Here is a 26,643-nt window from a genome sequence, read left to right as displayed (position 1 = left end):
AAGGAAGCAAAGGTTATGAAAGAATTGTTACAAGTGCAGAATTTGCGAAAGACATTTAAAGTTTCTGCGAAGCAGCAAAAAGTACAAAAAACCAAAGAAAGGATCAAAGTAGCGGTAGACCAGTTATCTTTTTGTGCATATGAAGGAGAGGTATTTGGTTTGTTAGGACCCAATGGAGCAGGAAAGACCACCACACTTCGTATGATGGCAACATTGATTAAGCCGGATGCAGGAGATATTTTAGTAGCAGGTACAAGTGTAGTGAAGAATCCGGAAGTAGTACGAGGTAAAATTGGGTTTTTAACCAGTGAATTAAAGTTAGAGGAATTCTTTACACCAAATTACCTGTACGACTTTTTTTCAGAACTCTATGGTGTAGATAAGGAAACAGCAACAAAGAGAAAAGAACAGATGTTTGAGCGTTTCGGAATTTCAAAGTTTGCAGAAGTAAAGGTAGCAGATATGTCTACCGGAATGAAGCAGAAGGTGTCTCTGGTGGTATCCTTAGTGCATGACCCAGACATCATTATTTTTGATGAACCTACGAACGGATTGGATGTTTTAACCGCAAAGGTAGTAACTGATTTCCTGTTGGAGTTAAAACAAAAAGGTAAGACCATTATCGTATCAACACATATTTTCAGCTTGATTGAAAAGATTTGTGACCGAGTAGGAGTTATTATTGACGGAAATATGGTAGTCTGTGATACATTAGAAAATTTAACAAAAGACAAATGTCTGGAAGATAAGTTCTTTGATATTTATGCAGAAAGAGTAGGTGAGTACAATGAAAAATAATATATTAACTGTGATGAAGAAAGAGTTTACACGTTTTTTTACAGATAAGAGAATGGTACTTACTACGATTTTTCTTCCGGGAATTATGATTTATTTGTTATATACTTTTATGGGAAGTGGACTTTCCGGTCAGTTGGAACAGTCAGAAGATTTTAAACCGGCGGTATATGTAGAAAATCTTCCGGAGTCTGTAAAAACAGTGGTATCTCAGGGAGATTTGATGGAGCTGAAAGAAGTTTCCAATGAAAAAGATGTAAAAGATGTAAAAGAAAAAATATCCGATGGAGATGAAAATTACAATTTACTGGCAGTATTTCCAGAAAATTTTGATGCTCAAATTGCAGCATATGATTCCAAGAGCGGAGAGGAGGCACCAAATGTAGAATTATATTATAATTCTACCGAGACAGATTCCAGTACAGCATATAACTTAATGACAAGTGTGTTAGATCAAATCGAATCTGCTATGGCAAATAAATTTGATATCAATGCAGGAAACGGTGAGTATGATCTTGCATCTGAGGAAGATATGACAGCACAAATGTTTTCTATGATGATTCCAATGCTTATGATTATGTTCCTGTTTAGTGGATGTATGGCAGTAGCACCGGAATCTATTGCAGGAGAAAAGGAACGTGGAACCATTGCTACATTGCTTGTTACTCCAATGAAACGTAGTCATTTAGCACTTGGTAAAATCTTAAGCCTTAGTGTGATTGCTATTTTAAGTGGTTGCTCCAGTTTCCTTGGAACTATGTTATCCTTACCTAACTTAATGGGAGGTGCAGGAGATATAAGTGCAAATGTGTATGGAGTAAAAGATTATGTAATGTTATTCTTCATTATCATTTCCACGGTTATGGTAATTGTTTCTGTAATTGCGATTGTATCAGCTTTTGCAAAAAGTGTGAAAGAAGCAACCGGATGGGTCACACCGATTATGTTGATTTCCATGTTAATCGGTATTACCTCTATGATTGACAGTCTGTGTAAGACAGAACCGGTTTGGTATTTGATTCCACTTTACAACAGTGTACAGAGTATGAATGGGGTATTCTCCTTAAATATGAATGTTACCAATATTATTGTAACGGTAATTGCAAACTTCTGTTATGCAGGAATTGGTGTGTTTGTTTTAACTAAGATGTTTAATAGTGAAAAAGTTATGTTTTCAAAATAAGAATAAAAATTCAAAAAGGCAGAATAATGAATGTTAAAGAAGTCTCTTAATCGAAAGATTAAGAGGCTTTTTCATGTAATAAGAAATTAGTGGTGAATGACACCGCTCGGGCGCGAAAGAGTCTGCCAGGCGGACTCTTTATTATACAATAGGAAATATAATTTATTAGAAAAGAGGAAACAGCATGGAGTCTATATGGAAACAGGAGTTAAAATTACCGGAACGAAAGAGACTGGAAGAGAATGTGCATATAAAAAATGTAGTAATTGGAGCAGGAATGGCAGGAATTCTAATTGCCTATTTGTTGCAGGAGCAGGGACAGGAAGTGGCAATATTAGAAGCAGAGACAGTTGCTTCCGGTCAGACAGGAGGAACCACAGCGAAGATTACTTCTCAGCATAATTTGATTTATGCCTATTTAATTGAAAAATTTGGAGAAGAAAAAGCCATACAGTATGCAAGAGCCAATGAAAAGGCAATCAGAGAATACGAGCGAATTGTGGAAAAGGAAAACATAGATTGCCGGTTTCGCCGGTGTTCCTCATATCTTTATACAGAACAGCCGGAGCGTGTTGCAGAAATAGAAAACGAAGTACAGGCAGCAAGAATATGTGGAATTGATGCAGAATTTACTAAAGAAACCGAATTGCCATTTTCGGTGGAAGGGGCTGTGAGATTTCAGGGGCAGGCGCAGTTTCAACCTTTGGAGTTTGTGAAAAAAATATCAGAGAAACTTATGATTTACGAACATTCTCGTGTCATACGTTTAGAAGATCACTGTGTATTTACAGAACATGGAATGATAGAAGCAGAGCATGTAATATTCGCAAGCCATTATCCATGGATTCTGACACCGGGATATTATTTTCTTAGAATGCATCAGGAGCGAAGTTATGTGATTGCGTTAGAAACCAAGAAAGAACTGGGAGGAATGTATCTTGGGATAGATGAAGAAGGATATTCTTTTCGAGGAGCGGAAGAAGAAGGAAAACATATGATTTTATTAGGGGGAGGGAGTCATCGTACCGGAGAAAATATAGAGGGTGGAAAATACGATTTATTACGAAGCAAGGCAAATCAGTGTTATCCAGAACATAAAGAACTGGCACACTGGTCGGCGCAGGATTGTATGCCATTAGATAAGATTCCGTATATCGGATATTTTTCTGCGGATATTCCAAACTGGTATGTGGCAACCGGATTTGGAAAATGGGGAATGACAAGTTCTATGGTAGCGGCAGAAATTATTACAGACATGATATTGGGAAGAGAGAACGAAAACGAAGAAGTTTTTGCACCGCAACGTTTTCCAGTAACAGCAATGTCCGGAAATTTAGCAGAAAATACAGCAAAAGCAGTGAAAGGATTATCGAAGCAGCTATTGAGTCAGGGAGAGGTTCCATCCAAGTGTAGTCATATGGGCTGCCGTCTTGAAAAAAACGCAGATGAAGGAACCTGGGAATGCCCTTGTCATGGTTCGGGATTTACGGAAGAAGGAAAGTTATTGCGTGGACCTGCACAGGAAAATCTTGCAATGTGGAAGAAAAATCATTGACAAAAAAATGTGAACTTTTTGTGAAATTAGCACTCACCTCTTGACAGTGCTAATAATATGCGTTATAGTACAACTAGAACAAAGGAAGAAGAAAAGGAGGAAGGACCTATGAAGGCAACAGGAAAACGTTATCCAATGAAAAGTGATATCAGAGAAAGGGACGATAGATTTGTGTTGGAAATTGACCTTCCCGGATTTGATAAGGAAAATATAAAGGCCTATATTCAGAATGGATATTTGATTGTATCGGCTTTGCGTGAACGCGGAAAAGAGAAGGAGAATCATAAATGGATTCGTCAGGAACGTTATTATGGTAACTATCAGCGAAGCTTTTATATTGGAACAGATATTTCAGAAGAAGATTTAAAAGCAACGTATCGTTTTGGCGTATTAAAGATTCAGATTCCTAAGAAAGCGAAGAAAACAGAGCAGCATGAAGGAAATATTCAGATAGCATAATATAGTGCAAGATATTGTAAAATTCATTGGAATGATTTAAGGAGGAATGACTTATGTTAGCACCTAGTATTTTTGGAAGAAATTTTGTAGATGATTTTTTTGGAAACTCATTTGACGATATGTTTCAGGAAATGTTCCGTACACCGTATAATCAGAATGAAACAATGGGCTTAATGAGTACAGATGTGCAGGATATGGGAGATTATTATCAGCTAGAAATGGAACTGCCGGGATATCAGAAAGAAGATTTGAAGGCAGATTTGAAGGATGGCTATCTCACCATTTCAGCAGAGCATAAGGAAGAAAATGACGAGAAAGATGAAAAAGGAAAATTCGTACGTCAGGAACGTTATACCGGATATTGTCAGCGAAGCTTCTATGTAGGTGAAAATATTACTCAGAATGATATTAAAGCAGGATTTGAAAATGGTGTATTGAAGATGGCAATTCCGAAAAAAGAAGCAAAAGCAGTGGAAGAAAAGAAATATATTGCAATAGAATAAAAAGAGAAAAAATACTGCGTTATATTAAATTGTGCAAGAGTCCGCTTGTCGGACTCTTGTTTTTTGTAGAATATGTTCCTGTAAATGCACAGACAAAGCACTTGGCATTAGGGGGAAAAGAACGTATAATAATGAAAGAAAGTATAGAATAAGATAAGAATGGAATAACTCAGAAGAGCCTGGGAGAAAGGAAGAATCCAATCATTTTTTATAGAATTGGATGATATGTGCCTATGGTAAAAAATATCAATATGCCATTAGTTATACAGCAATTAGAATTCATGGTGAGAATTATATTAGCCGGAGTTTGTGGAGGAGCCATCGGATATGAACGTGAGAGCCGGAAAAAAACGGCAGGACTTCGTACTCATGTGATTGTTGCAGTATCGGCAGCACTGATGATTGTATTATCGAAATATGGTTTCAACGATGTGTTAGGACAGTATGTCAGAGTAGACCCCTCCCGAATCGCAGCGGGGACCGTTACTGCAATCGGATTTTTAGGCTCCGGAATTATTTTTTCCAGAAATAAAAATGTAAGTGGAGTAACAACTTCTGCCGGAATTTGGGCAACACTTGGCGTAGGGATGGCAGTAGGCGCCGGAATGTATGTCATTGGAATTGCCACAACAGTTATTGTAGTTCTGGTAGAGATATTTATCGGACGCGGTGGTAAACTTTCACATATTATGAAACAGGTATATCAGATAGCTGTAGAATATACACCATCAGAGACAAATAATACGAAAATAGCGGAGATTGTAAAGAACGAATTGGAATCCAATTATAAATGCAAAATTTTAAGATTTCAGACAAGAAGGAAAGAAGAATGTATTCGTTTGGAAGTGATGGTGCGAACTGCAAAGGGAAGTGAGCTGATGCAGTTGGCAAAATTGGTGGAGAAATATTCGGAGATTGAAAAAATTTCAATCTAAGGAGGGGTACATAAGGTAAAGTAGCAGTAAGGTAAATCTTGTAAAATTTCATCGGCTGGTATATAATAGCACATAGCGGTTTACTCCGAAATATAGGAAAAGAGAAATAGAAGGAGAAAAGTTATGAGTAAAGTAAGAACACGGTACGCACCAAGTCCAACCGGAAGAATGCATGTAGGAAATTTACGTTCTGCTTTGTATGAATTTTTAATTGCAAAGCATGCAGGCGGAGATTTCATGCTTCGTATAGAAGATACAGATCAGGAACGTTTTGTAGAAGGAGCTACGGAGATTATTTACCGTACTTTGGAAGAAACAGGATTAAAGCATGACGAAGGTCCTGATAAGGATGGTGGATATGGTCCATATGTTCAGAGTGAGCGTATGAAAACCGGAATCTATATGAAATATGCCAAAGAATTAGTAGAAAAAGGTGAAGCATATTATTGTTTCTGTGATAAGGAACGTTTAGAGACCTTAAAGACCGAGATTGACGGAAAAGAAATCATGATGTACGACAAACATTGTTTACGTCTTTCCAAAGAGGAAATAGAGGCAAATCTGGCAGCAGGAAAGCCGTTTGTTATTCGTCAGAATATTCCAAACGAAGGAACAACTACCTTCCATGACGAGCTTTACGGAGATATTACTGTAGAAAATGCAGAATTAGACGACATGGTACTGATTAAGTCCGATGGATATCCGACTTATAATTTTGCAAACGTAGTAGATGATCATACTATGAATATTACACATGTGGTAAGAGGAAATGAATATCTGTCTTCCTCTCCGAAATACCAGCGTTTATATGATGCTTTTGGATGGGAGTCACCGGTTTATATTCATTTACCACTTATTACAGATGAAAATCATAAAAAGCTTTCTAAGAGAAGCGGACATGCTTCTTTTGAAGACTTAATTGATCAGGGATTCTTAACTAAGGCAGTTGTAAACTATATTGCATTATTGGGATGGAGCCCGGAGGACAATCGAGAGATATTTTCACTGGATGAGTTAATTAAAGAATTTGATTATCATAGAATCAGTAAATCACCGGCAGTATTCGATATTGTAAAGTTAAAATGGATGAATGGTGAATACTTAAAGGCAATGGATTTTGATGAGTTCTACGAGATGGCAGAGCCTTATATCAAGAAGGTAATCACAAAGGATTATGACTTAAAGAAGATTGCACAGATGGTTAAGACCAGAATCGAAATCTTCCCGGATATTGCAGAACACATTGATTTCTTTGAAAATGTACCGGATTATGATATCTCTATGTATGCCCATAAGAAGATGAAGACAACCCCGGAAACTTCCTTAGAAGTATTAAAGGAATTACTTCCAAGATTAGAAGCACAGACCGATTATTCCAATGATGCATTGTACGAAATGCTTTGTAAATATGTAGAAGAGAAAGGCTGCAAGAATGGTTATGTAATGTGGCCGGTGCGTACAGCAGTTTCAGGAAAACAGATGACACCAGGTGGAGCAACCGAACTGATGGAGGTGCTTGGTAAGGAAGAATCTGTTGCACGAATCAAGGCAGCAATTGCAAAGTTGGAAGCAGAGATTCCAGCATAAGAAGGATCATATATGAGTTTTAATACATCTCAGAAAGAGGCTATCGGACATGGGACAGGACCAATGCTTGTATTGGCAGGTCCCGGGTCCGGCAAGACTCTTGTTATCACAGAAAGGACAAAGAATTTAATTGTCAGTCAAGGCGTAGACCCATCTCGCATTCTTGTTATTACGTTTACCAAAGCAGCAGCAATGGAAATGAAAGAACGTTTTTTCCGATTAATGGGAGGAAAGAAATATCCGGTTACTTTTGGTACGTTTCATGCAGTATTTTTCAGTATTTTAAAACATGCCTATGGATTTCGGGCAGACAATATTATAAAGGAAGAACAGCGTTTTCTCTTGATACGGGAAATTATTACGAAAATGCATTTAGAATATGAGGATGAAAATGAGTTCATCAGCGATATTTTAGGAGAAATCAGTCTGGTAAAAAATTCGGGAGTGCCGTTAGAACACTATTATTCCAAGAATTGCGGAAAAGAAGTGTTTGAGCAGATATATCAAAGTTATGAGGGCACTATGAGACAGAAACGATTGATTGACTTTGATGATATGTTGGTGTATTGTTATGAACTTTTTTTACAACGTAAGGATATTTTGGCGGCATGGCAGAGAAAGTTTCAATACATTTTGATTGACGAGTTTCAGGATATTAATAAGATACAATTCGATATTATAAAAATGTTAGCGGAACCGGAAAACAATCTTTTTATCGTAGGGGATGATGACCAGTCTATTTATCGTTTCCGAGGGGCAAAGCCGGAGATTATGTTGGGATTTGAAAAATCATATCCCAGGGCAAAGCGAATTTTACTGGATGTGAATTATCGTTCCGGAAAAGAAATTGTAGCATCTTCCTTACGGCTGATTGCCCATAATGAAGCAAGATTTCCAAAAGAGATTCATGCCAACCGACCTAGTACCAAGGGTGTGTTCTATCAGGTATATGAAAGTCCTATAGAAGAAAGCAGGGCAATTATCAGAGCTATCTTAGATGGCTGTGAAAGAGGATATAGCTATAATGACTTTGCAGTTTTATTTCGTACCAATACACAACCGCGAAATCTTATGGAGCAGATGATGACCTATAATATTCCGTTCCGAACCAAGGATAATATACCGAATCTTTACGAGCATTGGATTACAAGAGATATTTTAACGTATATCAGACTGGCAATGGGCGGACGTGAACGAAGAGATGTGCTTCAGATTATGAATCGTCCAAAACGATATATTACCAGAGAAAGCGTTGATGAGGAAGTAATTGCATTTGATGCATGGGCAGAATATTTTTATGAGAAAAAACAACCCTGGGTAGCGGAACGCATCGAACAGTTAGAAGTAGACTTACGCGTTATCAGTAGAATTTCACCCTATGCAGCAATTAACTATATTCGCCATTCTATCGGATATGAAGAGTATCTAAAGGAATACGCAGACTTTCGTAGAATCAGTGAAGATAATTTGATTGAAGTCTTAGATGAACTTCAGGAAGCCTCAAAGGAATTTAAAACATATGGTGCATGGTTTGATCATATGGAGGAATATACCCAGGAATTAAAGGAGCAAAAGAAACAGCAGGAGGCAATGGAGGATTGTGTAGCTCTTGCCACCTTACATAGTTCCAAAGGGTTAGAATATCCTGTTGTATTTATCATAGATGTAAATGAAGAAATTATGCCTTATAAAAAGGCTGTCTTAGATGCAGACTTGCAGGAAGAACGCAGAATGTTTTATGTCGGAGTTACAAGAGCAAAAGAGGCACTTTATATTAATAGTGTAAAGAAATACAATGGAAAAGAAGTAGAACTGTCACGATTTATAGGGGAAATGTCTGAAAAACAGGAAGCATGATATTTCATATAATATAAAAGAACTGGCTTATAGATAAGGATAAGCCAGTTCTTTTATAAATGTATTGTATGATTATTCCATGTCATCAAAGGCTTCTTCGTCTAAAAGTTCATCAAAACGATCTGCCACAGCTTCATATTCATCATCATCCTGAATGTTTTCTAAGGAAGGATTTCCGTCATTATCTTCAAAATAGCGATAGATGTATACTTCTCCGTCCTCATTTCCTTCTCCATTTTCATCTAAAGGAAGGAGTGCAATATAATCTTGTTCATTCACATCGAAAATAGTAAGAATTGCACATTCTACGTCAGAACCGTCATCCAGTGATAAGGTAACACGCATATCTTCGTCATCATCTTCCATAGGGGTGTTCGTTTGATTTTCGTTCATATAAAATACCTCATTCTTTCTTAATTTGTTATATGATTGCCTGAATGTAAAGTTCAGGATGTTTGGTTAAATCAATATACTCGTTAGTTATCGTATGAATTACAGGACGTGAGAGAGCCTTTTGATTCATTAATACGATTTTTCCGCAGGTACCGTCATTTAAAAGTACACTGTTACAAATATAGGTATCGATAATACGATTTAAGAAAGTAAGAATATACTTAGAATCGTATTTTACAAGACCTTCTTTTTCAAATGTTGCAATTACTTCAAAAGGACAAAGCCCCTTACGATAGCAACGATTAGCAGTCATAGCATCATAGACATCTGCAATAGCAATAATTTTAGCAAAATCATCAATTTCGTCGCCCTTTAATCCCATAGGGTATCCACTTCCGTCACAACGTTCGTGATGCATAAGAGCAACCCGGATAACACGTTTGTCTATTGGCTGCTTTTCCAGAATTTCAGCACCATAACGAGCATGCTTTTTCACTTCTTCATACTCTTCAGGAGTAAGTTTTGCAGGTTTATTTAGAATTTCCGGAGGAATCATACATTTTCCAATGTCATGAAGCAGACCGGAAAGGGTTAGTATGTCCAAATCATCCTCAGATAATCCAAGCCATTCTCCCAGCATGCGTGCAATCAAAGAAACATTCAGGCAGTGTGCGTAGGTAGAATCATCAATCTGACGCATGTTATGTAACATATCAAAAATAGAAAGGGTCGTCAGATTATTTGTGTAAAGACTACTGACTTGCTCTAAAAGTGTAGTAGTATCAACAGGAACATTTTTCTTTAGTAAATCATTCATAGATTGTTGTAAAATCGCTAATTTTTTATTGTAATCAACTTTAAATAAATGAAAAGATTTACTACGGCGAATCTTTTGTGAGTAAGAGATAATTTCCTCATGCTCACTTTCAGAAAGTTCTTCAATAGCAGAATCACGCAATTCTTCTTCTGGAATAGTAGCAACCCACTCTACACCGTAAAATTCCAAACGAGAAATTTGCTGTACTGTTAAAATAGAATGTTCCGGCAGAATTAACTGTCCGGTAGCACTGTATACCGGCGCTGCCGTAAACATTCCGGGTTTTAATTTGCTAATAGTAGTTCTGACCATTTTAACACACCCCGTTTTCATAAAATTTTAATATCTGTGTTCATGTTTTTATCATATCATAACTGAAAAAAAAATACTATATTTTTGTTGACAAAGTAGTATTTTGTGATATACTTTGACTATCAAACTATTTGCAAATCAAAATATAAAGGAGATTACAGAGATGTTAGAAAGAATGAAAGAAATTATTGCGGAGCAGTTAAGCGTGGAGGCAGAAGAAATTAAAATGGAGACTTCTTTTAAAGAAGATTTAGGAGCAGATTCCTTAGATTTATTTGAATTAGTGATGGCATTAGAAGATGAATATTCTGTAGAAATTCCTTCCGAAGACTTAGAAAAGTTACTTACAGTAGGAGATGTTGTAAATTATTTAAAAGACAAAGGTGTAGAATAAAAATGAAAACAAGAATCACAGAATTATTACAAATAGAATACCCAATTATCCAGGGCGGTATGGCATGGGTTGCAGAACATAATCTGGCAGCGGCTGTGTCAAATGCAGGCGGTCTTGGAATTATCGGTGCAGCAAATGCACCGGCAGAGTGGGTAAGACAGGAAATACATAAGGCGCGAGAAATAACAGATCGTCCTATAGGTGTAAATGTCATGCTGTTAAGCCCATATGCTGATGAAGTAGCACAGGTATTAGTAGAGGAAAACATTCCGGTCATTACAACAGGTGCCGGAAATCCGGGAAAATACATGGATATGTGGAAACGTAATGGAAGTAAAGTGATTCCTGTAGTAGCAAGTGTGGCACTGGCAAGAATGATGGAAAAAGGCGGTGCGGACGCAGTAATCGCAGAAGGAACAGAATCAGGTGGACATATTGGAGCATCTACCACAATGACATTGGTTCCTCAGGTCGTGGATGCAGTAAAGATTCCGGTAATTGCAGCCGGAGGTATTGGTGATGGAAGAGGAATGGCAGCAGCATTTATGTTAGGCGCAGATGCCGTTCAGATGGGTACTAGATTTGTGGTAGCAAAAGAATCTATCTGTCATCAGAACTATAAAGACAGAATTATTAAGGCAAAAGATATTGATTCTGCTGTTACAGGAAGAACACATGGGCATCCGGTTCGTCAGTTGAGAAATCAAATGACAAAGGAATACCTTCAGAAGGAAAAAGATGGTGTACCATTTGAAGAATTAGAACTTCTAACAGTAGGTGCATTGAGAAATGCAGTAGTAGAAGGTGACGTGAAAAACGGAACCGTAATGGCAGGTCAGATTGCAGGAATGATAAAAAAAGAACAGACCTGTAAGGAAATGATTGAAGAACTGATGTCAGAAACAACAGAATTGTTACAGAAAGCAGGAACACGTTATGAGTAAAATTGCATTTGTTTTTCCGGGACAGGGTGCACAGTATACCGGTATGGGAAAAGACTTTTATGAAAATTATGACAGAGCCAAAGAAGTATTTGCAATTGCCAACAAAGTATCTGGATTGTCTATGGAAGAATTGATTTTTCAGGAAAATGAGAATCTTCATATTACAAAATACACACAGGTAGCAATGCTGACAGTAGAAATTGCAATCTTGAAAGTGTTACAGGAAAAGGGAATCTATTCTGAAGTAAATGCAGGACTTAGTCTTGGAGAATATGGTGCATTAGTAGCTTCTGAAGTATTGTCTGTACATGATGCATTAGAGTTAGTAGTAAAGCGTGGAGCGTTTATGCAGGAAGCAGTTCCCACAGGAGGAGCTATGACAGCAGTTATGGGACTTTCCAATGATGTAATTGAAAAAGTCTGTAGCGAAGCAGAAGGAATTGTTTCAGTAGCAAATTATAACTGTCCGGGACAGACCGTAATTACCGGCGAAGTTGAGGCAGTGAATAAAGCAGCAGAAAAGTTAAAAGAAGCAGGTGCAAAGCGTTGTATTCCGTTAAAAGTCAGCGGACCATTTCACTCTAAGATGTTAGAAGAGGCAGGAAAGAAGCTGGCGCAAGAGCTTGAAAAGGTAAAAGTGGAAGAAATTAAAACTCCATACATTACCAATGTGACTGCTGATTATGTGACAGATAAAAATCAGGTAAAAGACTTATTGGAACGTCAGATTTCATCTTCAGTGCGTTGGCAGCAGAGCGTAGAACGTATGGTAAAAGATGGTGTAGATACATTTATTGAGATTGGACCAAAGAAGACATTAACAGGGTTCTTAAGAAAGATAGCACCAGAAGCAAAAGGATATAATGTAGAAACAATTGCGGATTTAGAAAAATTAGTAGAGGTATTGGGATGAGCTTACAAGGAAAAATAGCATTGGTAACCGGTGCTTCCAGAGGAATCGGAAAAGAAATTGCAAAGACATTGGCTGCCGAGGGAGCTGTTGTAGTTGTAAATTATAACGGTTCTAAAGAAGCAGCAGAACAAGTGGTATCAGAGATTACAAGCCAAGGTGGCAAGGCAGAAAGCTATGGATGCAATGTTTCGAATTTTTCAGCGGTAGAAGCAATGATAAAAGAAGTTGTTGGAAAACATGGCAGATTAGATATTTTAGTAAACAATGCCGGTATTACCAAAGACAACTTAATTATGAAAATGAAGGAAGAAGATTTTGACAGCGTGCTTGCAATTAACTTAAAGGGAACCTTTAATACTTCTAAGCAGGTAGCAAGACAAATGTTAAAACAAAAGTCTGGTTGTATTATAAATATTTCTTCTATTTCCGGAGTAATGGGAAATGCAGGTCAGGCGAACTATGCAGCATCTAAAGCCGGAGTAATCGGTCTTACAAAGTCTTTAGCAAGAGAATTAGCATCCAGAGAAATTCGAGTGAATGCAGTTGCTCCGGGATTTATCGAAACAGATATGACAGAAAAATTGTCAGAGTCTGTAGTGGAAGCCGGAAAGGCACAGATTCCATTTGGAAGATTTGGAAATCCAAAGGAAGTTGCGAATGCAGTAAAATTTTTAGCGTCAGAGGATGCATCCTATATTACAGGTCAGGTATTGCATGTTGATGGTGGTATGGGAATGTAAAGTGACGAAAATTCAGGCAAAACAAATAGGAACAGGAGAGATTTCATGAAGAGAGTTGTAATAACCGGTATGGGAGCAATTACTCCAATCGGACTAAATGTAGAAGAATTCTGGGATGGAATCCAGCAAGGAAAAATAGGTTTCAGTGAAATTACCCAGTTTGATACTACGGATTATAAAGTGAAAATTGCAGGAAATGTAAAAGGGTTTGATGGCAAAAATTATATGGACCCGAAATCAGCAAGACGTATGGAGTTGTTTTGCCAATATGCAGTAGCAGCAACCAAAGAAGCGTTAGAACAGTCCGGAATCAATATGGAAGAGGAAGAGCCATATAGATTTGGTTGTGCCATTGGTTCCGGAATCGGAAGCCTTCAGGCAATGGAAAGAGAACATACCAAGCTGTTGGAAAAAGGACCAAATAGAATCAATCCGTTGATGGTTCCATTAATGATTACAAACATGGCAGCAGGAAATGTTGCAATTCAGTTTGGATTAAAAGGAAAGAGCTTAAATGTAGTAACAGCTTGTGCTACTGGAACCAATTCTATAGGAGAAGCATACCGTTCCATTCAACACGGAGAAGCAGATGTTATGGTAGCAGGGGGAACAGAGAGTTCCATTACACCGGTAGGAGTAAGTGGATTTACCGCATTAACAGCGTTGTCTACCTGCAATGATATTCACCGTTGTTCTATCCCATTTGATAAGGATAGAAGTGGATTTACCATGGGTGAAGGAGCAGGTGTGGTAATTTTGGAAGACTTAGAACATGCCAAAAAGCGTGGAGCTAAGATTTTAGCAGAAGTAGTTGGATATGGATGTACCAATGACGCATTTCACATTACTTCACCGGCAGAAGATGGAATGGGAGCAGCAACCGCTATGAAAAATGCAGTAGCAGAAGCTGGAATTGCACCGGAAGAAGTAGAATATATTAATGCTCATGGAACAGCAACACATCATAATGATTTATTTGAAACCAGAGCAATTAAGCTTGCCTTTGGAAAACATGCATATGACATGAAAGTAAATTCTACAAAATCCATGGTAGGACATTTGTTAGGAGCAGCAGGAGCCGTAGAAGTGATTGCATGTATTCTTCAGATGAATCACAATTACATTCATCAGACCGTTGGACTGGAACAGCCCGATGATGAACTGGATTTGGATTATGTACAAGGAAAAGGAATAGAGAAGAAGTTTAATTATGCTTTAACAAATTCACTTGGCTTTGGCGGACATAACGCAAGCCTGCTTTTGAAAAAATATGAGGAGTAAGAACATGGAATTTGAACAGCTTATTACATTAATTACAGCAGTATCGGATTCAGAACTTACCCGTTTTTCCTATGAAGAAAATGGGACTGTGATTCAGATGCGCAAGGAAAAAGAAGAAAAATTGGTGACTGTAAATGGAGTACCACAAGAAGTTCAGGTTGTTATGGAACAAAACGCTGCACCAACAGCAGAAAAAGAAGCAGATAAGGTGGCAGGTAACGTTGTGACTTCTCCATTGGTTGGAACCTTTTATGCATCTTCTTCACCGGATGCAGAACCTTTTATCAAGGTTGGCGACAGCGTGAAGAAGGGGCAGGTACTGGGAATTGTAGAAGCAATGAAATTGATGAATGAGATTGAAAGCGACTATGATGGTACCGTAAAGAAGATTTTAGTATCCAATGAAGATGTGATAGAGTATGGACAGCCAATGTTTGTTATCGGTTAGGAGAAGCTTATGTCATTAATGGGAACAAAGGAAATTATGGAGATTATTCCTCATCGTCAACCATTTTTATTGATTGATACCATTGAGGAGTTAGAGCCGGGAAAAAGAGCTGTGGCAAAAAAATGTGTTAGCTATAATGAACCTTTTTTTGCAGGGCATTTTCCGGAAGAACCGGTTATGCCGGGAGTACTGATTATCGAGGCTTTAGCACAGGCAGGTGCTGTGGCAATTTTAAGTAAACCGGAGTTCAAGGGAAAGACAGCATATTTTGGTGCAATTAATAGCGCAAAATTCAAGCAAAAAGTAGTACCGGGAGATGTACTGATGCTGGAACTTGAAATCATCAAAGAAAAAGGACCAATTGGAATAGGAAAAGCAACTGCAACGGTAAACGGGAAAGTGGTAACGCAGGCAGAACTTACCTTTGCTATTGGGTAAAATGTAAAAGTTAAAGGAGCATTTTATTATGTTTCAGAAAATATTGATTGCAAATCGAGGAGAAATTGCAGTAAGAATTATTCGAGCTTGTCGTGAAATGGGAATTTTGTCGGTAGCAGTTTATTCAGAAGCAGACCGTGATGCACTTCATACACAGCTTGCAGATGAAGCGGTCTGTATCGGAAAAGCACCTTCTTCCGACAGTTATCTGAATATGGAAAGAATTTTAAGTGCAGCTATTGCAACGAAGGCGCAGGCAATTCATCCGGGATTTGGTTTTTTATCAGAAAATGAACATTTTGCAGAAATGTGTGCAAAGAGCGGAATCGTATTTATCGGTCCTTCCGGTGAAATTATTGGAAAAATGGGAAATAAATCTCATGCAAGAGCTACAATGATGGAAGCTGGAGTTCCGGTAGTTCCCGGAACCAAAGAGCCTGTATACACAGCACAGGAAGGAGCTAAGATTGCCGCAGAAATCGGATATCCGGTTATGATTAAAGCATCTTCCGGCGGTGGCGGAAAAGGTATGCGAATCGCAATTGAACCGGAAAATTTTGAAGCAAATTTCAATCTGGCACAGCAAGAGTCTATCAATTCTTTTGGCGATGATACTATGTATATTGAAAAGTATATTGAAGAGCCAAGACATATCGAATTTCAGATTTTAGCAGACAAATATGGAAATGTGATTCAATTAGGGGAAAGAGATTGTTCCATTCAAAGAAGACATCAGAAGATGATTGAGGAGTCCCCTTGCGCTGCAATGGATGAAGAATTACGAAAGCGTATGGGTGATACAGCGGTACGGGCAGCAAAAGCGGCAAATTATGAGAATGCCGGAACCATAGAATTCCTCTTAGATAAGCACAAAAATTTCTATTTCATGGAAATGAATACCAGAATTCAGGTAGAACATCCCGTGACGGAAATGGTAACCGGAATTGATCTGGTAAAAGAGCAGATTCGTATTGCGGCAGGAGAACCATTGCATATTCGTCAGGAAGATGTAATATTGCGGGGACATGCGATAGAATGTCGTATTAATGCAGAAAATCCGGAGAAGAACTTTATGCCTTGTCCGGGAACCGTAGAAGAATTGCATTTCCCGGGAGGAAATGGTGTACGAATTGAATCGGCTTTGTATAATGGCTATACCATTCCAGCATATTATGATTCCATGGTGGCAAAAGTGATTGTACATGGTGAGAACAGGCAGGATGCAATACGCAAGATGCAAAGTGCATTAGGAGAAGTGGTAGTAGAAGGAATTGTTACCAATCTGGATTTTGAGTATGAAATTTTAAGTCATCCGGTATTTGTAGCGGGAAAGACCAATACACATTTTATCCCGGATTACTTTGAATGATTTGACGGAAAGGTGAGAAAAAATGCTGAAATTTAAAAAGACCAATTACATTGCGGTACAGGGAAAAGAACCTCAAGTACCGGAAGGATTATGGATAAAATGTGAAGCATGCGGAGAAATGCTTTATAAAGAAGACGTAAAAGCAAACCGCTATATTTGTTATAAATGTGGAAAATATTTTCGCCTTACCACCAAAAAAAGACTTCAAATGGTAGCAGATAAGGGAAGTTATGAAAAATGGGATGAGGGACTGGAAAATGAAAATCCACTGGATTATCCGGATTATCTGGAGAAAATAGAAAGCCTTAAGGAACGTTGTAAAATTGATGAAGCGGTTACCTGCGGAAAATGTACCATTCACGGGGAAGAAGCCGTAGTGTGTGTGTGTGATGGAAGATTCTTAATGGGAAGCATGGGTTATGTTGTAGGAGAAAAAATCACAAGAGCCGTAGAGCGTGCAACAAAAGAACGGTTGCCGGTTATTATTTTCACTTGTTCCGGTGGAGCCAGAATGCAGGAAGGTATGGTATCTTTGATGCAGATGGCAAAAACTTCAGCAGCGTTAAAGCGTCACTCCGAGGCAGGACTTTTGTATATTTCCGTATTAACAGATCCGACTACCGGTGGTGTGACAGCAAGTTTTGCAATGCTTGGTGATATTATCTTAGCGGAGCCGGGAGCTTTGGTTGGATTTGCAGGTCCGAGAGTAATAGAACAAACCATTCGTCAAAAATTGCCGGAAGGATTCCAAAGGGCAGAGTTTTTGGTAGAGCATGGATTGATAGATGGCATTGTAGAACGAGAAGATTTAAAAGATACATTAGCAAAACTGATTGTAATGCATCGTCCGGTAGATAAAAAAGAAGCACTGATACCGAATCGTTGTAAAGAAGTAGAAAACGAAGAGAAAAAGGAAAAAGTATCCGCGTGGGATAGAGTACTTCGTGCAAGAAGTGCAGATCGTCCTGTGGCAATGGATTATATTCAGGAGATTTTCAAGGAATTTACAGAATTTCACGGAGATCGTCACTGTGGAGATGACGGAGCCGTGGTTGGTGGAATTGCATATTTAGATGGTTGTCCGGTAACTGTCATCGGACAGCAAAAAGGAAAAAATACCAAGGAAAATCTGATTCGTAATTTCGGTATGATGTCACCGGAAGGATATCGTAAGGCATTACGTTTAATGAAACAGGCAGAAAAGTTTCAGCGACCGATTATTTGCTTTGTAGATACGCCTGGGGCTTTCTGTGGCATGGAAGCAGAAGAACGGGGACAGGGAGAAGCAATTGCAAGAAACCTGTTCGAAATGTCGGATTTGACAGTGCCGATATTAAGTATTGTTATCGGTGAAGGTGGAAGCGGTGGGGCGCTTGCACTGGCTGTCGGTAATGAAGTATGGATGATGGAAAATGCAACCTATACCATTTTATCACCGGAAGGATTTGCATCTATTTTATGGAAAGATGCTTCCAAGGCACCGAAAGCGGCAGAAGTTATGCGAGTAACGGCAAAAGATTTAAAAGAACTTGGCATTATCGAGAAAATTATATATGAGCCAGAACCGGCAAATCCAGAAAATGTAGAATATATTGCAGGTAAAATGCAAGAAGAAATCCGAAGATTTCTTCACAAATATCTGGGTATGGGGAAAGAAGAACTTGCAAATCAGCGTTATGAAAGATTCCGTAATATGTAAGAGAGGAAAGCAGACATGGGCAAGTTAGTAATTAGAGATTTAGTAGCAAAAATCCCTGTGATACAGGGTGGAATGGGAGTCGGTGTAAGTTTATCAAAACTGGCTGGAAATGTAGCGAAATGTGGTGGAGTAGGCATTATTTCTACTGCACAGATAGGATACCAGGAAAAAGGATTTGAGGAACATCCTATCGAAACCAATCTAAAGGCAATCGAAAAGCATATTAAGAGAGCAAAAGAAATTGCCCAGGGCGGTGTGGTAGGCGTAAATATTATGGTGGCAACCAAGAAGTATGAGGAATATGTAAAAGCAGCAGTAAAAGCTGGTGTGGATTTGATTATTTCAGGTGCAGGATTGCCAACCCGATTACCGGAATTAGTAGAAAAGTCAAAAACAAAAATCGCACCGATTGTGTCTTCCATTAAGTCAGCAAATGTAATTTGTAAGCTGTGGGACAGAAAGTACAAACGTTGCCCGGACTTAGTTGTCATTGAAGGACCGAAAGCAGGCGGGCATTTAGGCTTTTCTTATGAAGAATTGCAGACAATTACACAGGAGCAGTATGAGGACGAAATAAAGGGAATTATTCAGGTTGTAGAATCCTTTGGAGAAAAGTATGACTATCATATTCCCATAGTAACCGCAGGTGGAATTTACGATGTTCAGGATATGAAGCATGCCATGGAGCTTGGTGTAGATGGAGTGCAGGTAGCAACACGTTTTGTAACAACCTATGAGTGCGATGCCAGCGATGCCTATAAACAGGCATATATTGATGCAAAACAAGAAGAAATTCAAATTGTAAAGAGTCCGGTAGGAATGCCGGGAAGAGCAATTCACAATGCATTTATAGAAGAAACTGAAAAAGAACCTGTGAAAATCAAGAAGTGTTTGCAGTGCTTAGAACATTGCAAGCAGAAGGATATTCCCTATTGTATCACCAATGCCTTGATTAACGCTGTAAAAGGGAAAGTATCTCAGGGACTAATCTTTTGCGGTGCAAATGCATGGCGAGCTAAGAAGATAGAGCATGTTTCCGATATTATGAAAGAATTTTCAGGATATATGACAGTTTAAGAGGAAAACGGGAAGAGTAATCTTCCTGTTTTTTTGCTTTTAGGCTTTTTTTCTGATATGGAAATTGATATAATAGAAAGGAAAGCAAAAACAGGAGGCGTATATGGAATTTAACATTTGTAAAGGAAAATATGAAACATTTGGCGTAACAAAAGACAAGGACATCCTTTCATTTTCCTTGCAAACAGGAGAAGAAGCCAACTGTAATTTGTTGTTGTATGAAAAAGAAAAAGAAACGGTATATCGAATTCCCATGGTACAAGATGAGGCATACCCTACGGTTTATACCGTAGGATTGCAAAATTTTAAATGGGAAGAATATGATTATAATTTTGAGATAGATGGCATAGAAAGTGTAGATTCCTATGCGAAAAAAGTGATTGGACGAGAAACCTGGGCAGAAGAAAGACGTAAGCCAAGAGAAGAATACACAGAGAAGTTTGTGCCTGAAAAAATAAAAAAACAGCAGAAAAAGTTAAGAGAACAAGAACAAAAGAAAATTAAAAGTGGATTTTATTTTTCTGAATTTGATTGGAAAAACGACAAGAATCCCAAAATAAGAAAAGAAGATATGGTGATTTACAAGTTGCATGCCAGAGGGTTTACTATGGGGATGAAAACAGAAAGTTCCCAAAAAGGAACCTTTGAAATGGTAGAACGCAAGCTGGATTATCTAAAAGAACTTGGAATTACCAGTCTTTTATTTATGCCAATCTATGAGTTTGAAGAATTTTTGTTATTAGATAAGGACAAGCGGGAAGAACATCCGGTAAATATGCTGAATTACTGGGGATATACCACAGGAAATTATTTTGCACCCAAAGCGTCTTATCTGGGAGAAGAAAACAATCCGGATAATTTAAAGAGACTGATTTATAAAATGCATCAACTGAATATGGAATTTATGGCAGAATTCTATTTTGATAAAAAAGTAAATCCATATTTAATAATTGATGCGATGCGTTATTGGAAAGGGGAATATCATGTTGATGGATTCCGAATTATCGGAGATTACACAGTAGCGGAATTGGTGGCAAAGGATGCATTACTTTCCGGTTGTAAAATATTTTATGATGGTTTTTCGGAAGAATTAGCATCTGCAAAGTGGCGTTTTGGTCCGGAGTTATATACTTACAATGATGCATTTATGTATCAGGTGCGCCGGTTGCTAAATCATCAGGGAGGAAATATTTATGAATTTTCCTGCCAGATGAAGCGACAGCAGGAACATCAGGGATTTGTAAACTTTGTGGCAGAAAACAATGGATTTACTCTTTGGGATGCATTTTCTTATGGAAGAAAGCATAATGAAGAAAACAGAGAAGACAATCGAGATGGAAATGATTGGAATTACAGTAGTAATTGCGGACAGGAAGGAGTTACAAAGCGAAGAGATATTATTCGACAGCGCGAGCAGAAGGTAAAGAATGCCTTGGCAGCAACAGTATTTTCTCAAGGAGTTCCCTTGATATGGATGGGAGACGAATGTGGAAATACTCAGAATGGAAATAATAATGCCTACTGTCAGGATAATGAAATCGGTTGGAAAGATTGGAAGAATACAAAGCTTAGTCGAGAAATGGTAGCGTATCTGCAAGAACTTTTACAACTTCGAAAATCCTATCCGATACTGCATCGTTCCAAACCCTATCAAATGATGGATTATGAGAATCGGGGGTACCCGGATTTGTCGTACCATGGGGAAGATGGATGGCAGGTAGATTTTGAAAGGAATCGAGGTTTTATCGGCATGTTTTATTGCGGAGCCTATGGCGGAAAAGAACATCTGTATCTTGCATATAACTTTCAAAACGAATCTCAAAAGATGGCTCTGCCAAGAGAAATTTCATGGTCAATCGTATTTGATACAGGAAGCGAAAAACAGAAAAAGTCCAAGGTTACAGGAGAAATAGAAGTAGCGGAAAATACCATTTTATTACTGACAGGAAAAGAACGAACAGGAAAGGAAAAAGCAGATAAGAATGGGAAAAAGCAGAATCGGAATTAATGGTTTTACGCTGAAATGGATTGCAATTATTACCATGCTCATAGATCATATTGGTGCCACCTTGTATCCACAGTATACATGCTTGCGAATCATAGGAAGAATGTCGTTCCCCATATTTTGTTTCTTATTGGTAGAAGGAGCAGTACATACCGGTAATATCCGAAAGTACGAAATACGGTTGTTAGTGTTTGCACTAATATCTGAAATTCCCTTTGATTATGCATTCTTCGGTAAATTAACATTAGAACACCAAAATGTATTTTTTACACTTTTCATAGGGCTTGTGATGATAGATGTCATTCAGTCCGGAAAGGCAGGAAATTTTCCCTTTGGAACATTTATCGTTGCAATCATGATAGCAGAACTGTTAGAAACAGATTATGGCGCAGGTGGAATCATGATTATCGCATGTTTTTATTTCTTGCGTGAACAAAGGTTGTTAAAGCAAGTTGTTTTTGCCGGATTGAATTTACTGTATTTTGGAGTTGGAGTGCAGGCTTACGCAGCATTGGCGACAATTCCAATGTTACGGTATAACGGAAAACAGGGACCGAAAATGAAATATTTCTTTTACCTGTTTTACCCGGTGCATTTATTAATTTTATATTTAATTATTAGATAAAGCATTGAAATTAAAGTATTGAAATAGGAGTGAAAATAAATGAAAGCCTGGCAACATTTTAAGACAATTAATCACCACAAGTATCTGGTTATGAAAGGATGCTTTCGCGTAGGACTTTATAAGCAGGGGCTTTTGCACGATTTGTCCAAATATTCCCCTACGGAATTTTTGGTGGGATGTAAATATTATCAGGGAACAGCCAGCCCAAATAACCGTGAAAGAGAAGTGAAAGGATATTCTAATGCATGGTTACATCATAAAGGAAGAAATAAACATCATTTAGAATACTGGATTGATTATGGCGTGGGGAAAGATAAAAGTATGGTAGGAATGAAAATGCCATTAAAATATGTGGTAGAAATGTTTATTGACCGAGTAGCAGCTTCAAAAAACTATCAAAAAGAAAAGTATCGGGATGACAGTCCCTGGGAATATTATGCGCAAGGAAGAGGACACTATATGATTCATAAAGATACGCAGAAACTATTAGAAAAGCTCCTGCGCATGTTAGCGGAAGAAGGAGAAGATAAGACATTCTCCTATATTAAAAACGTATTGTTGAAACAAAAAGATTATTGATTATATAAATTGATTTTTCTTGGCATCATAGAAGTAATCAATGGATGCTAATTTATCGGTAAGCTCTGAGACAGAAATATCAAGGCTTTTGCCAAGTTCTTCTAAGCTAGGGTAAAAATCTCTTAATTGGGTGTTAATATAGCTTAACAGCATTACAGGGTCGTTTGGTATCTGTTGCATAATTGCCTCCTTGTGTATCTGATTTTTCATGTATGCATAAGTATACTCTTAATACAGGCAGTTTTCAAGAAAAGCAAAGAATTTCATATGGGAAAGGCACTTCAAAGCTTGATTTTTCATAGAATGTAATAAATCAGCTTAGAGGTGCTTTTTTTGAAAACTTTTTTAATGCCATTAAATGCAGAGGAAGAAATATATTATTTGAAAAAAATGAAAGAGGGCGACCTTGAGGCTAAATATATTTTGATTGAACGGAATTTACGTTTGGTAGCACATATCGCAAAAAAATATCAGAGCGCAGAGGAAGATACAGAAGACTTGATTTCTATAGGAACCATAGGGCTGATAAAAGCGGTATCCACCTTTAAATACGAAAAAGGAAATCGTTTGGCTACTTATGCTGCAAGGTGTATTGATAACGAGTTACTCATGTATTTTCGGGCAAAAAAGAAAACCTCCAGAGAAGTTTCCTTATATGAACCGATTGGGACAGATAAAGAAGGAAATCAGATTAATCTTATGGATGTGGTAGAAAGTCAGGAAAAGGATATTTTTGACATAATCGAGTTGAAGGGAAACAGTAAGAGACTTTATGAGATGATACCGAAAGTACTGGGAAAACGGGAACGTGAAATTATCGAAATGCGCTATGGCTTGTATAATCGAAAGCCAATAACCCAACGTGAAATTGCAGATAAGATGGGAATATCGCGCTCTTATGTCAGCAGAATCGAAAAAAAGGCATTGGAAAAACTAAGGGTCTGTTTTGAAAAAGTGTAATTCCGGTACAAATGCATTGCAAAAAGGGAGAAAGCATGGTATGATAAATCCATCTTTTTATCTGGGGCATATCAGCCCATGATTCCCATAAGCTGGCACAAAAGGAGGAATTGTGTACAGTATTGTATCAACCGCAAGTGTTTGCGGAATTGAAAGCGTTTTAGTGCAGGTAGAGGCAGACGTATGTGATGGTATGCCTGTATTTGAGATGGTTGGAGAACTTTCAAACGAAGTAAAAGAGGCGAAGGAGCGGATTCGTGTCGCTATTCGAAATACAGGAATCCGACTATCGCCTAAACGTATTACCATTAATTTATATCCGGCAGAACTTCGAAAAAGCGGAACAGGATTTGACCTACCGATTGCATTGGCTGTATTAGCCGCATATGGACATATTAGCAGTAAAAGCTTAGAAGATATTGTATTTGCAGGAGAAATCAGTCTAAACGGCGATATTCACCCCATAGACGGGGTGTTACCAATGACCATAGCAGCAAAAGAAGCAGGAAAAAAGTGTATCTGCATTCCAAAGGCGAATGCCAAAGAGGCTGGTATGGTAGGAAACATTCAGATATTACCGGCGGAAAATCTACAACAGCTTATCCCAATATTACAGAATAGAAACAATTGTAAAGTTACTGTAAATTACCACAATAATATAGAAGAAACAGAATCAAAAAAAGAAGAGAACAGATATGATTTCCAGCAAATACGAGGGCAGAAAGTATTAAAACGAGTCTGTGAAATTGCCGCAGCAGGAAGACATAATCTTTTAATGTTAGGGCCACCGGGTGGCGGAAAAACAGCGGCAGCAAGAGCAATTCCGGGAATTCTTCCGGAACTTTCAGAAGAAGAGGCATTGGAACTGGCGAAAATTTATAGTGTAAGTGGAATGTTCGGAAAAAGAGAAGAAAATTTTAGAAAAAGACCATTTTGTCATCCCCATCATACCATAAGTGTGGCAGGTATGGCAGGAGGCGGAAAGGTTCCGAAACCCGGAGAAATCAGTCTGGCACATAATGGGGTGCTGTTTTTAGATGAAATGACAGAATTTCAAAAGGCGGCATTAGAAGTGTTACGTCAACCATTAGAAGAAGGCATGATACATCTGGTGCGTAACCAGGGAACATATAGTTATCCGGCGGATATTATGCTGGTGGCGGCAATGAATCCATGTAATTGCGGCTATTATCCCAATCGAAATAAATGTACATGCACCCCTGCGATGATACGTCGTCATTTACAAAAAATCAGTCGTCCGCTTTTAGATAGAATTGACTTATGTGTAGAGGTACAAAAGCCTGGAATATTAGAATTAACAGGAAAAGGAAAAGAAGAATCCTCTCGTGAAATAAGTATGCGCATAAAAGAGGTGCAAAGGCTACAGGATATGCGATATGAGAAAAGTAATATTCGTTATAACAGTAGAATTCCCGGAGAACAAATAGAAAATTTTTGTCCAATGGAAAAAGAAGCACAAGCCATGTTGGCAGAAGCTTTTGAAAGTTTAGAGCTAAGTGTAAGAGGTTACTATAAAGTGATTCGGGTAGCAAGGACAATTGCAGATTTGGAAGGAAAAGAAAAAATTAGCAGTTCTCATATTGCGGAGAGCCTTATGTATCGAAATATTGATGGAAAAGGATGGACAGGCAGTGATGTATAAAAGATGGTTAGGAGGAATATCGGGAATATCGGCAGCGAAAAAGATAGCTTTGGAAGAACAGGTAGGCGGAGCAAAAGAAATATATTATATGAATAAAAGTAAGTTAGAAAAAATAAAATTTTTAACACAAAATGAATGTGAAATTCTGGAGCAATATCAAAAGAAGAATCCCAAAGAGGAACAGGAAAAACAAATAGAAAAAGGAATCTCTTTCGTTTCATTTCGCCAAGAGGAGTACCCAAGTCGTTTGAGAAATATTTATCAGGCACCATATGGACTGTTTTATCGGGGAAGATTGCCCGAGGAAGATAAATGCGCTGTTGCCATAGTAGGGGCGCGTGTTTGCTCGGAATATGGAAGAAATGTGGCAAAGCAGATAGGATATGTTTTAGGAAAAATGGAAGTGGAACTGATTAGCGGAATGGCTGCGGGAATCGATGGTGCGGCGCAGTGGGGAGCACTGAGAGCACAAGGAAAAACGTACGGAATTTTAGGGTGCGGAGTAGATGTTTGCTATCCGAAGCAAAATCAGGATTTATATGAGAGAATACCACAAAGCGGAGGGATTATCAGTGAATATTGTCCCAAAACAACACCAAGACCTATATTTTTTCCAAATAGAAATCGGATTATCAGTGGGATGGCAGATATTGTGCTTATCGTGGAGGCGAGAAAAAAGAGCGGTTCTCTTATTACAGCAGATTTTGCGTTAGAACAGGGAAAAGAAATTTATGCAGTACCGGGTAGAGTTGGAGATAAGTTGAGTGAGGGCACCAATCGCTTGATTCAGCAGGGCGCAGGGATTTTTACAAGTGTGCAGGAAATGCTGCAAAATGTGAAAAAATTAACAGTACAAGATGGAAATGCAGCAAAAAAAACAGGAAAGACACTTGAAAAATTAGAAAGGTTGGTGTATAGTTGTGTGGATTTAACCCCGAGAAGTTTGGAAACGTTAATGGAAAATACAGGCTTGCCTTTGGGAGAATTAATAACAATTCTTAATACATTAAGGGAAATGGGCTGTATTTCAGAAGTATATAAAAATTATTTTGTGCGGACCGAGATTGAAGTCTGAATGAAATAAAGGGGGCAATATATAAAGGAGTAGGCAC

The 26,643-nt window shown here is 38.2% G+C and carries 27 protein-coding genes; 24 read left to right on the top strand and 3 right to left on the bottom strand.

Translation table 11 applies throughout. The features are described from left to right. The first annotated feature begins 15 nt into the window (after nt 1-15). From KQI83_RS05475 to KQI83_RS05440, 8 genes are all read left to right on the top strand, one after another. Nucleotides 16-798 carry an ABC transporter ATP-binding protein gene (locus KQI83_RS05475; RefSeq protein WP_216555278.1) on the top strand — a complete coding sequence of 261 codons (783 nt, stop codon included), beginning with the start codon at nt 16-18 and terminating at the stop codon, nt 796-798. After that, entirely contained in the window at nt 788-1,978 is a 1,191-nt protein-coding gene (locus KQI83_RS05470; RefSeq protein ID WP_216555277.1) for an ABC transporter permease, read from the top strand. The genes KQI83_RS05475 and KQI83_RS05470 overlap by 11 nt, the downstream gene beginning before the upstream one ends. Nucleotides 1,979-2,162: 184 nt before the next feature. Beyond that, complete coding sequence (locus tag KQI83_RS05465) at nt 2,163-3,533, top strand: FAD-dependent oxidoreductase (protein WP_216555276.1); 1,371 nt, start codon at nt 2,163-2,165, stop codon at nt 3,531-3,533. A 108-nt stretch (nt 3,534-3,641) separates the two neighbouring features. Then, entirely contained in the window at nt 3,642-3,992 is a 351-nt protein-coding gene (locus KQI83_RS05460) for an Hsp20/alpha crystallin family protein (RefSeq protein WP_216555275.1), read from the top strand. 53 nt (nt 3,993-4,045) lie between these two features. Then, the gene (locus KQI83_RS05455) at nt 4,046-4,495 is read left to right on the top strand and encodes an Hsp20/alpha crystallin family protein (protein ID WP_216555273.1); all 450 of its coding nucleotides are present in this window, start codon (nt 4,046-4,048) and stop codon (nt 4,493-4,495) included. A gap of 251 nt (nt 4,496-4,746) precedes the next feature. Then, nucleotides 4,747-5,430, top strand: coding sequence for an MgtC/SapB family protein (locus KQI83_RS05450; RefSeq protein ID WP_216555436.1), 684 nt, complete (start codon nt 4,747-4,749; stop codon nt 5,428-5,430). A 123-nt stretch (nt 5,431-5,553) separates the two neighbouring features. Further along, nucleotides 5,554-7,017, top strand: coding sequence for a glutamate--tRNA ligase (gltX, locus tag KQI83_RS05445; protein WP_216555271.1), 1,464 nt, complete (start codon nt 5,554-5,556; stop codon nt 7,015-7,017). A 12-nt stretch (nt 7,018-7,029) separates the two neighbouring features. Then, on the top strand, nt 7,030-8,874 hold the full coding sequence (locus KQI83_RS05440; RefSeq protein WP_216555269.1) for an ATP-dependent helicase: 1,845 nt from the start codon (nt 7,030-7,032) through the stop codon (nt 8,872-8,874). A gap of 72 nt (nt 8,875-8,946) precedes the next feature. Here the strand turns inward: KQI83_RS05440 and KQI83_RS05435 are convergent, their stop codons facing one another. After that, nucleotides 8,947-9,267 carry a DUF1292 domain-containing protein gene (locus tag KQI83_RS05435; protein WP_216555267.1) on the bottom strand — a complete coding sequence of 107 codons (321 nt, stop codon included), beginning with the start codon at nt 9,265-9,267 and terminating at the stop codon, nt 8,947-8,949. Nucleotides 9,268-9,295: 28 nt separating this feature from the next. Further along, nucleotides 9,296-10,396, bottom strand: a complete 1,101-nt coding sequence (locus tag KQI83_RS05430; protein ID WP_216555266.1) for an HD-GYP domain-containing protein — start codon at nt 10,394-10,396, stop codon at nt 9,296-9,298. A gap of 163 nt (nt 10,397-10,559) precedes the next feature. On the opposite strand from KQI83_RS05430, the gene acpP reads away from it, so the two are divergent. The 13 genes from acpP (at nt 10,560) to KQI83_RS05365 (ending at nt 22,908) form a co-directional block, all read left to right on the top strand. After that, a complete protein-coding gene (gene acpP, locus KQI83_RS05425; RefSeq protein WP_253295494.1) occupies nt 10,560-10,790 on the top strand; it encodes an acyl carrier protein in 231 nt (76 codons plus the stop codon). A gap of 2 nt (nt 10,791-10,792) precedes the next feature. Further along, nucleotides 10,793-11,734 (top strand): enoyl-[acyl-carrier-protein] reductase FabK, encoded by a 942-nt coding sequence (gene fabK, locus KQI83_RS05420; protein ID WP_216555265.1) that lies wholly within the window; start codon nt 10,793-10,795, stop codon nt 11,732-11,734. After that, nucleotides 11,727-12,647, top strand: a complete 921-nt coding sequence (fabD, locus tag KQI83_RS05415; RefSeq protein ID WP_216555264.1) for an ACP S-malonyltransferase — start codon at nt 11,727-11,729, stop codon at nt 12,645-12,647. Before fabK ends, fabD begins: the two co-directional genes overlap by 8 nt. After that, nucleotides 12,644-13,387, top strand: a complete 744-nt coding sequence (gene fabG / locus KQI83_RS05410) for a 3-oxoacyl-[acyl-carrier-protein] reductase (protein WP_216555262.1) — start codon at nt 12,644-12,646, stop codon at nt 13,385-13,387. The genes fabD and fabG overlap by 4 nt, the downstream gene beginning before the upstream one ends. A gap of 45 nt (nt 13,388-13,432) precedes the next feature. Continuing rightward, on the top strand, nt 13,433-14,668 hold the full coding sequence (fabF, locus tag KQI83_RS05405) for a beta-ketoacyl-ACP synthase II (RefSeq protein ID WP_216555260.1): 1,236 nt from the start codon (nt 13,433-13,435) through the stop codon (nt 14,666-14,668). A gap of 4 nt (nt 14,669-14,672) precedes the next feature. Then, a complete protein-coding gene (gene accB, locus KQI83_RS05400) occupies nt 14,673-15,116 on the top strand; it encodes an acetyl-CoA carboxylase biotin carboxyl carrier protein (RefSeq protein ID WP_216555258.1) in 444 nt (147 codons plus the stop codon). Nucleotides 15,117-15,125: 9 nt separating this feature from the next. Further along, nucleotides 15,126-15,554 (top strand): 3-hydroxyacyl-ACP dehydratase FabZ, encoded by a 429-nt coding sequence (gene fabZ / locus KQI83_RS05395; RefSeq protein WP_216555256.1) that lies wholly within the window; start codon nt 15,126-15,128, stop codon nt 15,552-15,554. 28 nt (nt 15,555-15,582) lie between these two features. Continuing rightward, nucleotides 15,583-16,923 (top strand): acetyl-CoA carboxylase biotin carboxylase subunit, encoded by a 1,341-nt coding sequence (locus KQI83_RS05390; protein WP_216555254.1) that lies wholly within the window; start codon nt 15,583-15,585, stop codon nt 16,921-16,923. Nucleotides 16,924-16,945: 22 nt separating this feature from the next. After that, nucleotides 16,946-18,622, top strand: coding sequence for an acetyl-CoA carboxylase carboxyltransferase subunit alpha (locus tag KQI83_RS05385; RefSeq protein ID WP_216555253.1), 1,677 nt, complete (start codon nt 16,946-16,948; stop codon nt 18,620-18,622). Between the two features lie 15 nt (nt 18,623-18,637). Further along, entirely contained in the window at nt 18,638-19,699 is a 1,062-nt protein-coding gene (locus KQI83_RS05380) for an NAD(P)H-dependent flavin oxidoreductase (protein ID WP_216555252.1), read from the top strand. Nucleotides 19,700-19,802: 103 nt separating this feature from the next. Then, entirely contained in the window at nt 19,803-21,707 is a 1,905-nt protein-coding gene (locus tag KQI83_RS05375) for an alpha-amylase family glycosyl hydrolase (protein ID WP_216555251.1), read from the top strand. After that, a complete protein-coding gene (locus KQI83_RS05370; RefSeq protein ID WP_216555250.1) occupies nt 21,682-22,329 on the top strand; it encodes a TraX family protein in 648 nt (215 codons plus the stop codon). The genes KQI83_RS05375 and KQI83_RS05370 overlap by 26 nt, the downstream gene beginning before the upstream one ends. A gap of 39 nt (nt 22,330-22,368) precedes the next feature. Next, nucleotides 22,369-22,908, top strand: a complete 540-nt coding sequence (locus KQI83_RS05365; RefSeq protein WP_216555249.1) for a DUF5662 family protein — start codon at nt 22,369-22,371, stop codon at nt 22,906-22,908. Here KQI83_RS05365 and KQI83_RS05360 read toward each other — a convergent pair whose 3' ends face one another. Beyond that, complete coding sequence (locus KQI83_RS05360) at nt 22,909-23,088, bottom strand: DUF4250 domain-containing protein (RefSeq protein WP_216555248.1); 180 nt, start codon at nt 23,086-23,088, stop codon at nt 22,909-22,911. It lies immediately after the preceding gene. 153 nt (nt 23,089-23,241) lie between these two features. Between KQI83_RS05360 and sigK the strand changes: the two genes are divergently transcribed. The 3 genes from sigK (at nt 23,242) to dprA (ending at nt 26,606) form a co-directional block, all read left to right on the top strand. Then, a complete protein-coding gene (sigK, locus tag KQI83_RS05355) occupies nt 23,242-23,868 on the top strand; it encodes an RNA polymerase sporulation sigma factor SigK (protein ID WP_216555247.1) in 627 nt (208 codons plus the stop codon). A gap of 112 nt (nt 23,869-23,980) precedes the next feature. Continuing rightward, nucleotides 23,981-25,531: a YifB family Mg chelatase-like AAA ATPase gene (locus KQI83_RS05350; protein WP_216555246.1), complete on the top strand. Its 1,551-nt coding sequence runs from the start codon at nt 23,981-23,983 to the stop codon at nt 25,529-25,531. Next, nucleotides 25,524-26,606, top strand: coding sequence for a DNA-processing protein DprA (gene dprA / locus KQI83_RS05345; RefSeq protein ID WP_253295522.1), 1,083 nt, complete (start codon nt 25,524-25,526; stop codon nt 26,604-26,606). The genes KQI83_RS05350 and dprA overlap by 8 nt, the downstream gene beginning before the upstream one ends. Nucleotides 26,607-26,643: the final 37 nt, after the last annotated feature.

The sequence above is a fragment of the Roseburia sp. MSJ-14 genome (genome assembly GCF_018918225.1).
In the GTDB taxonomy this organism is placed as follows: Bacteria; Bacillota; Clostridia; order Lachnospirales; family Lachnospiraceae; genus Petralouisia.
This window is presented reverse-complemented; position numbering and strand designations above follow the sequence as displayed.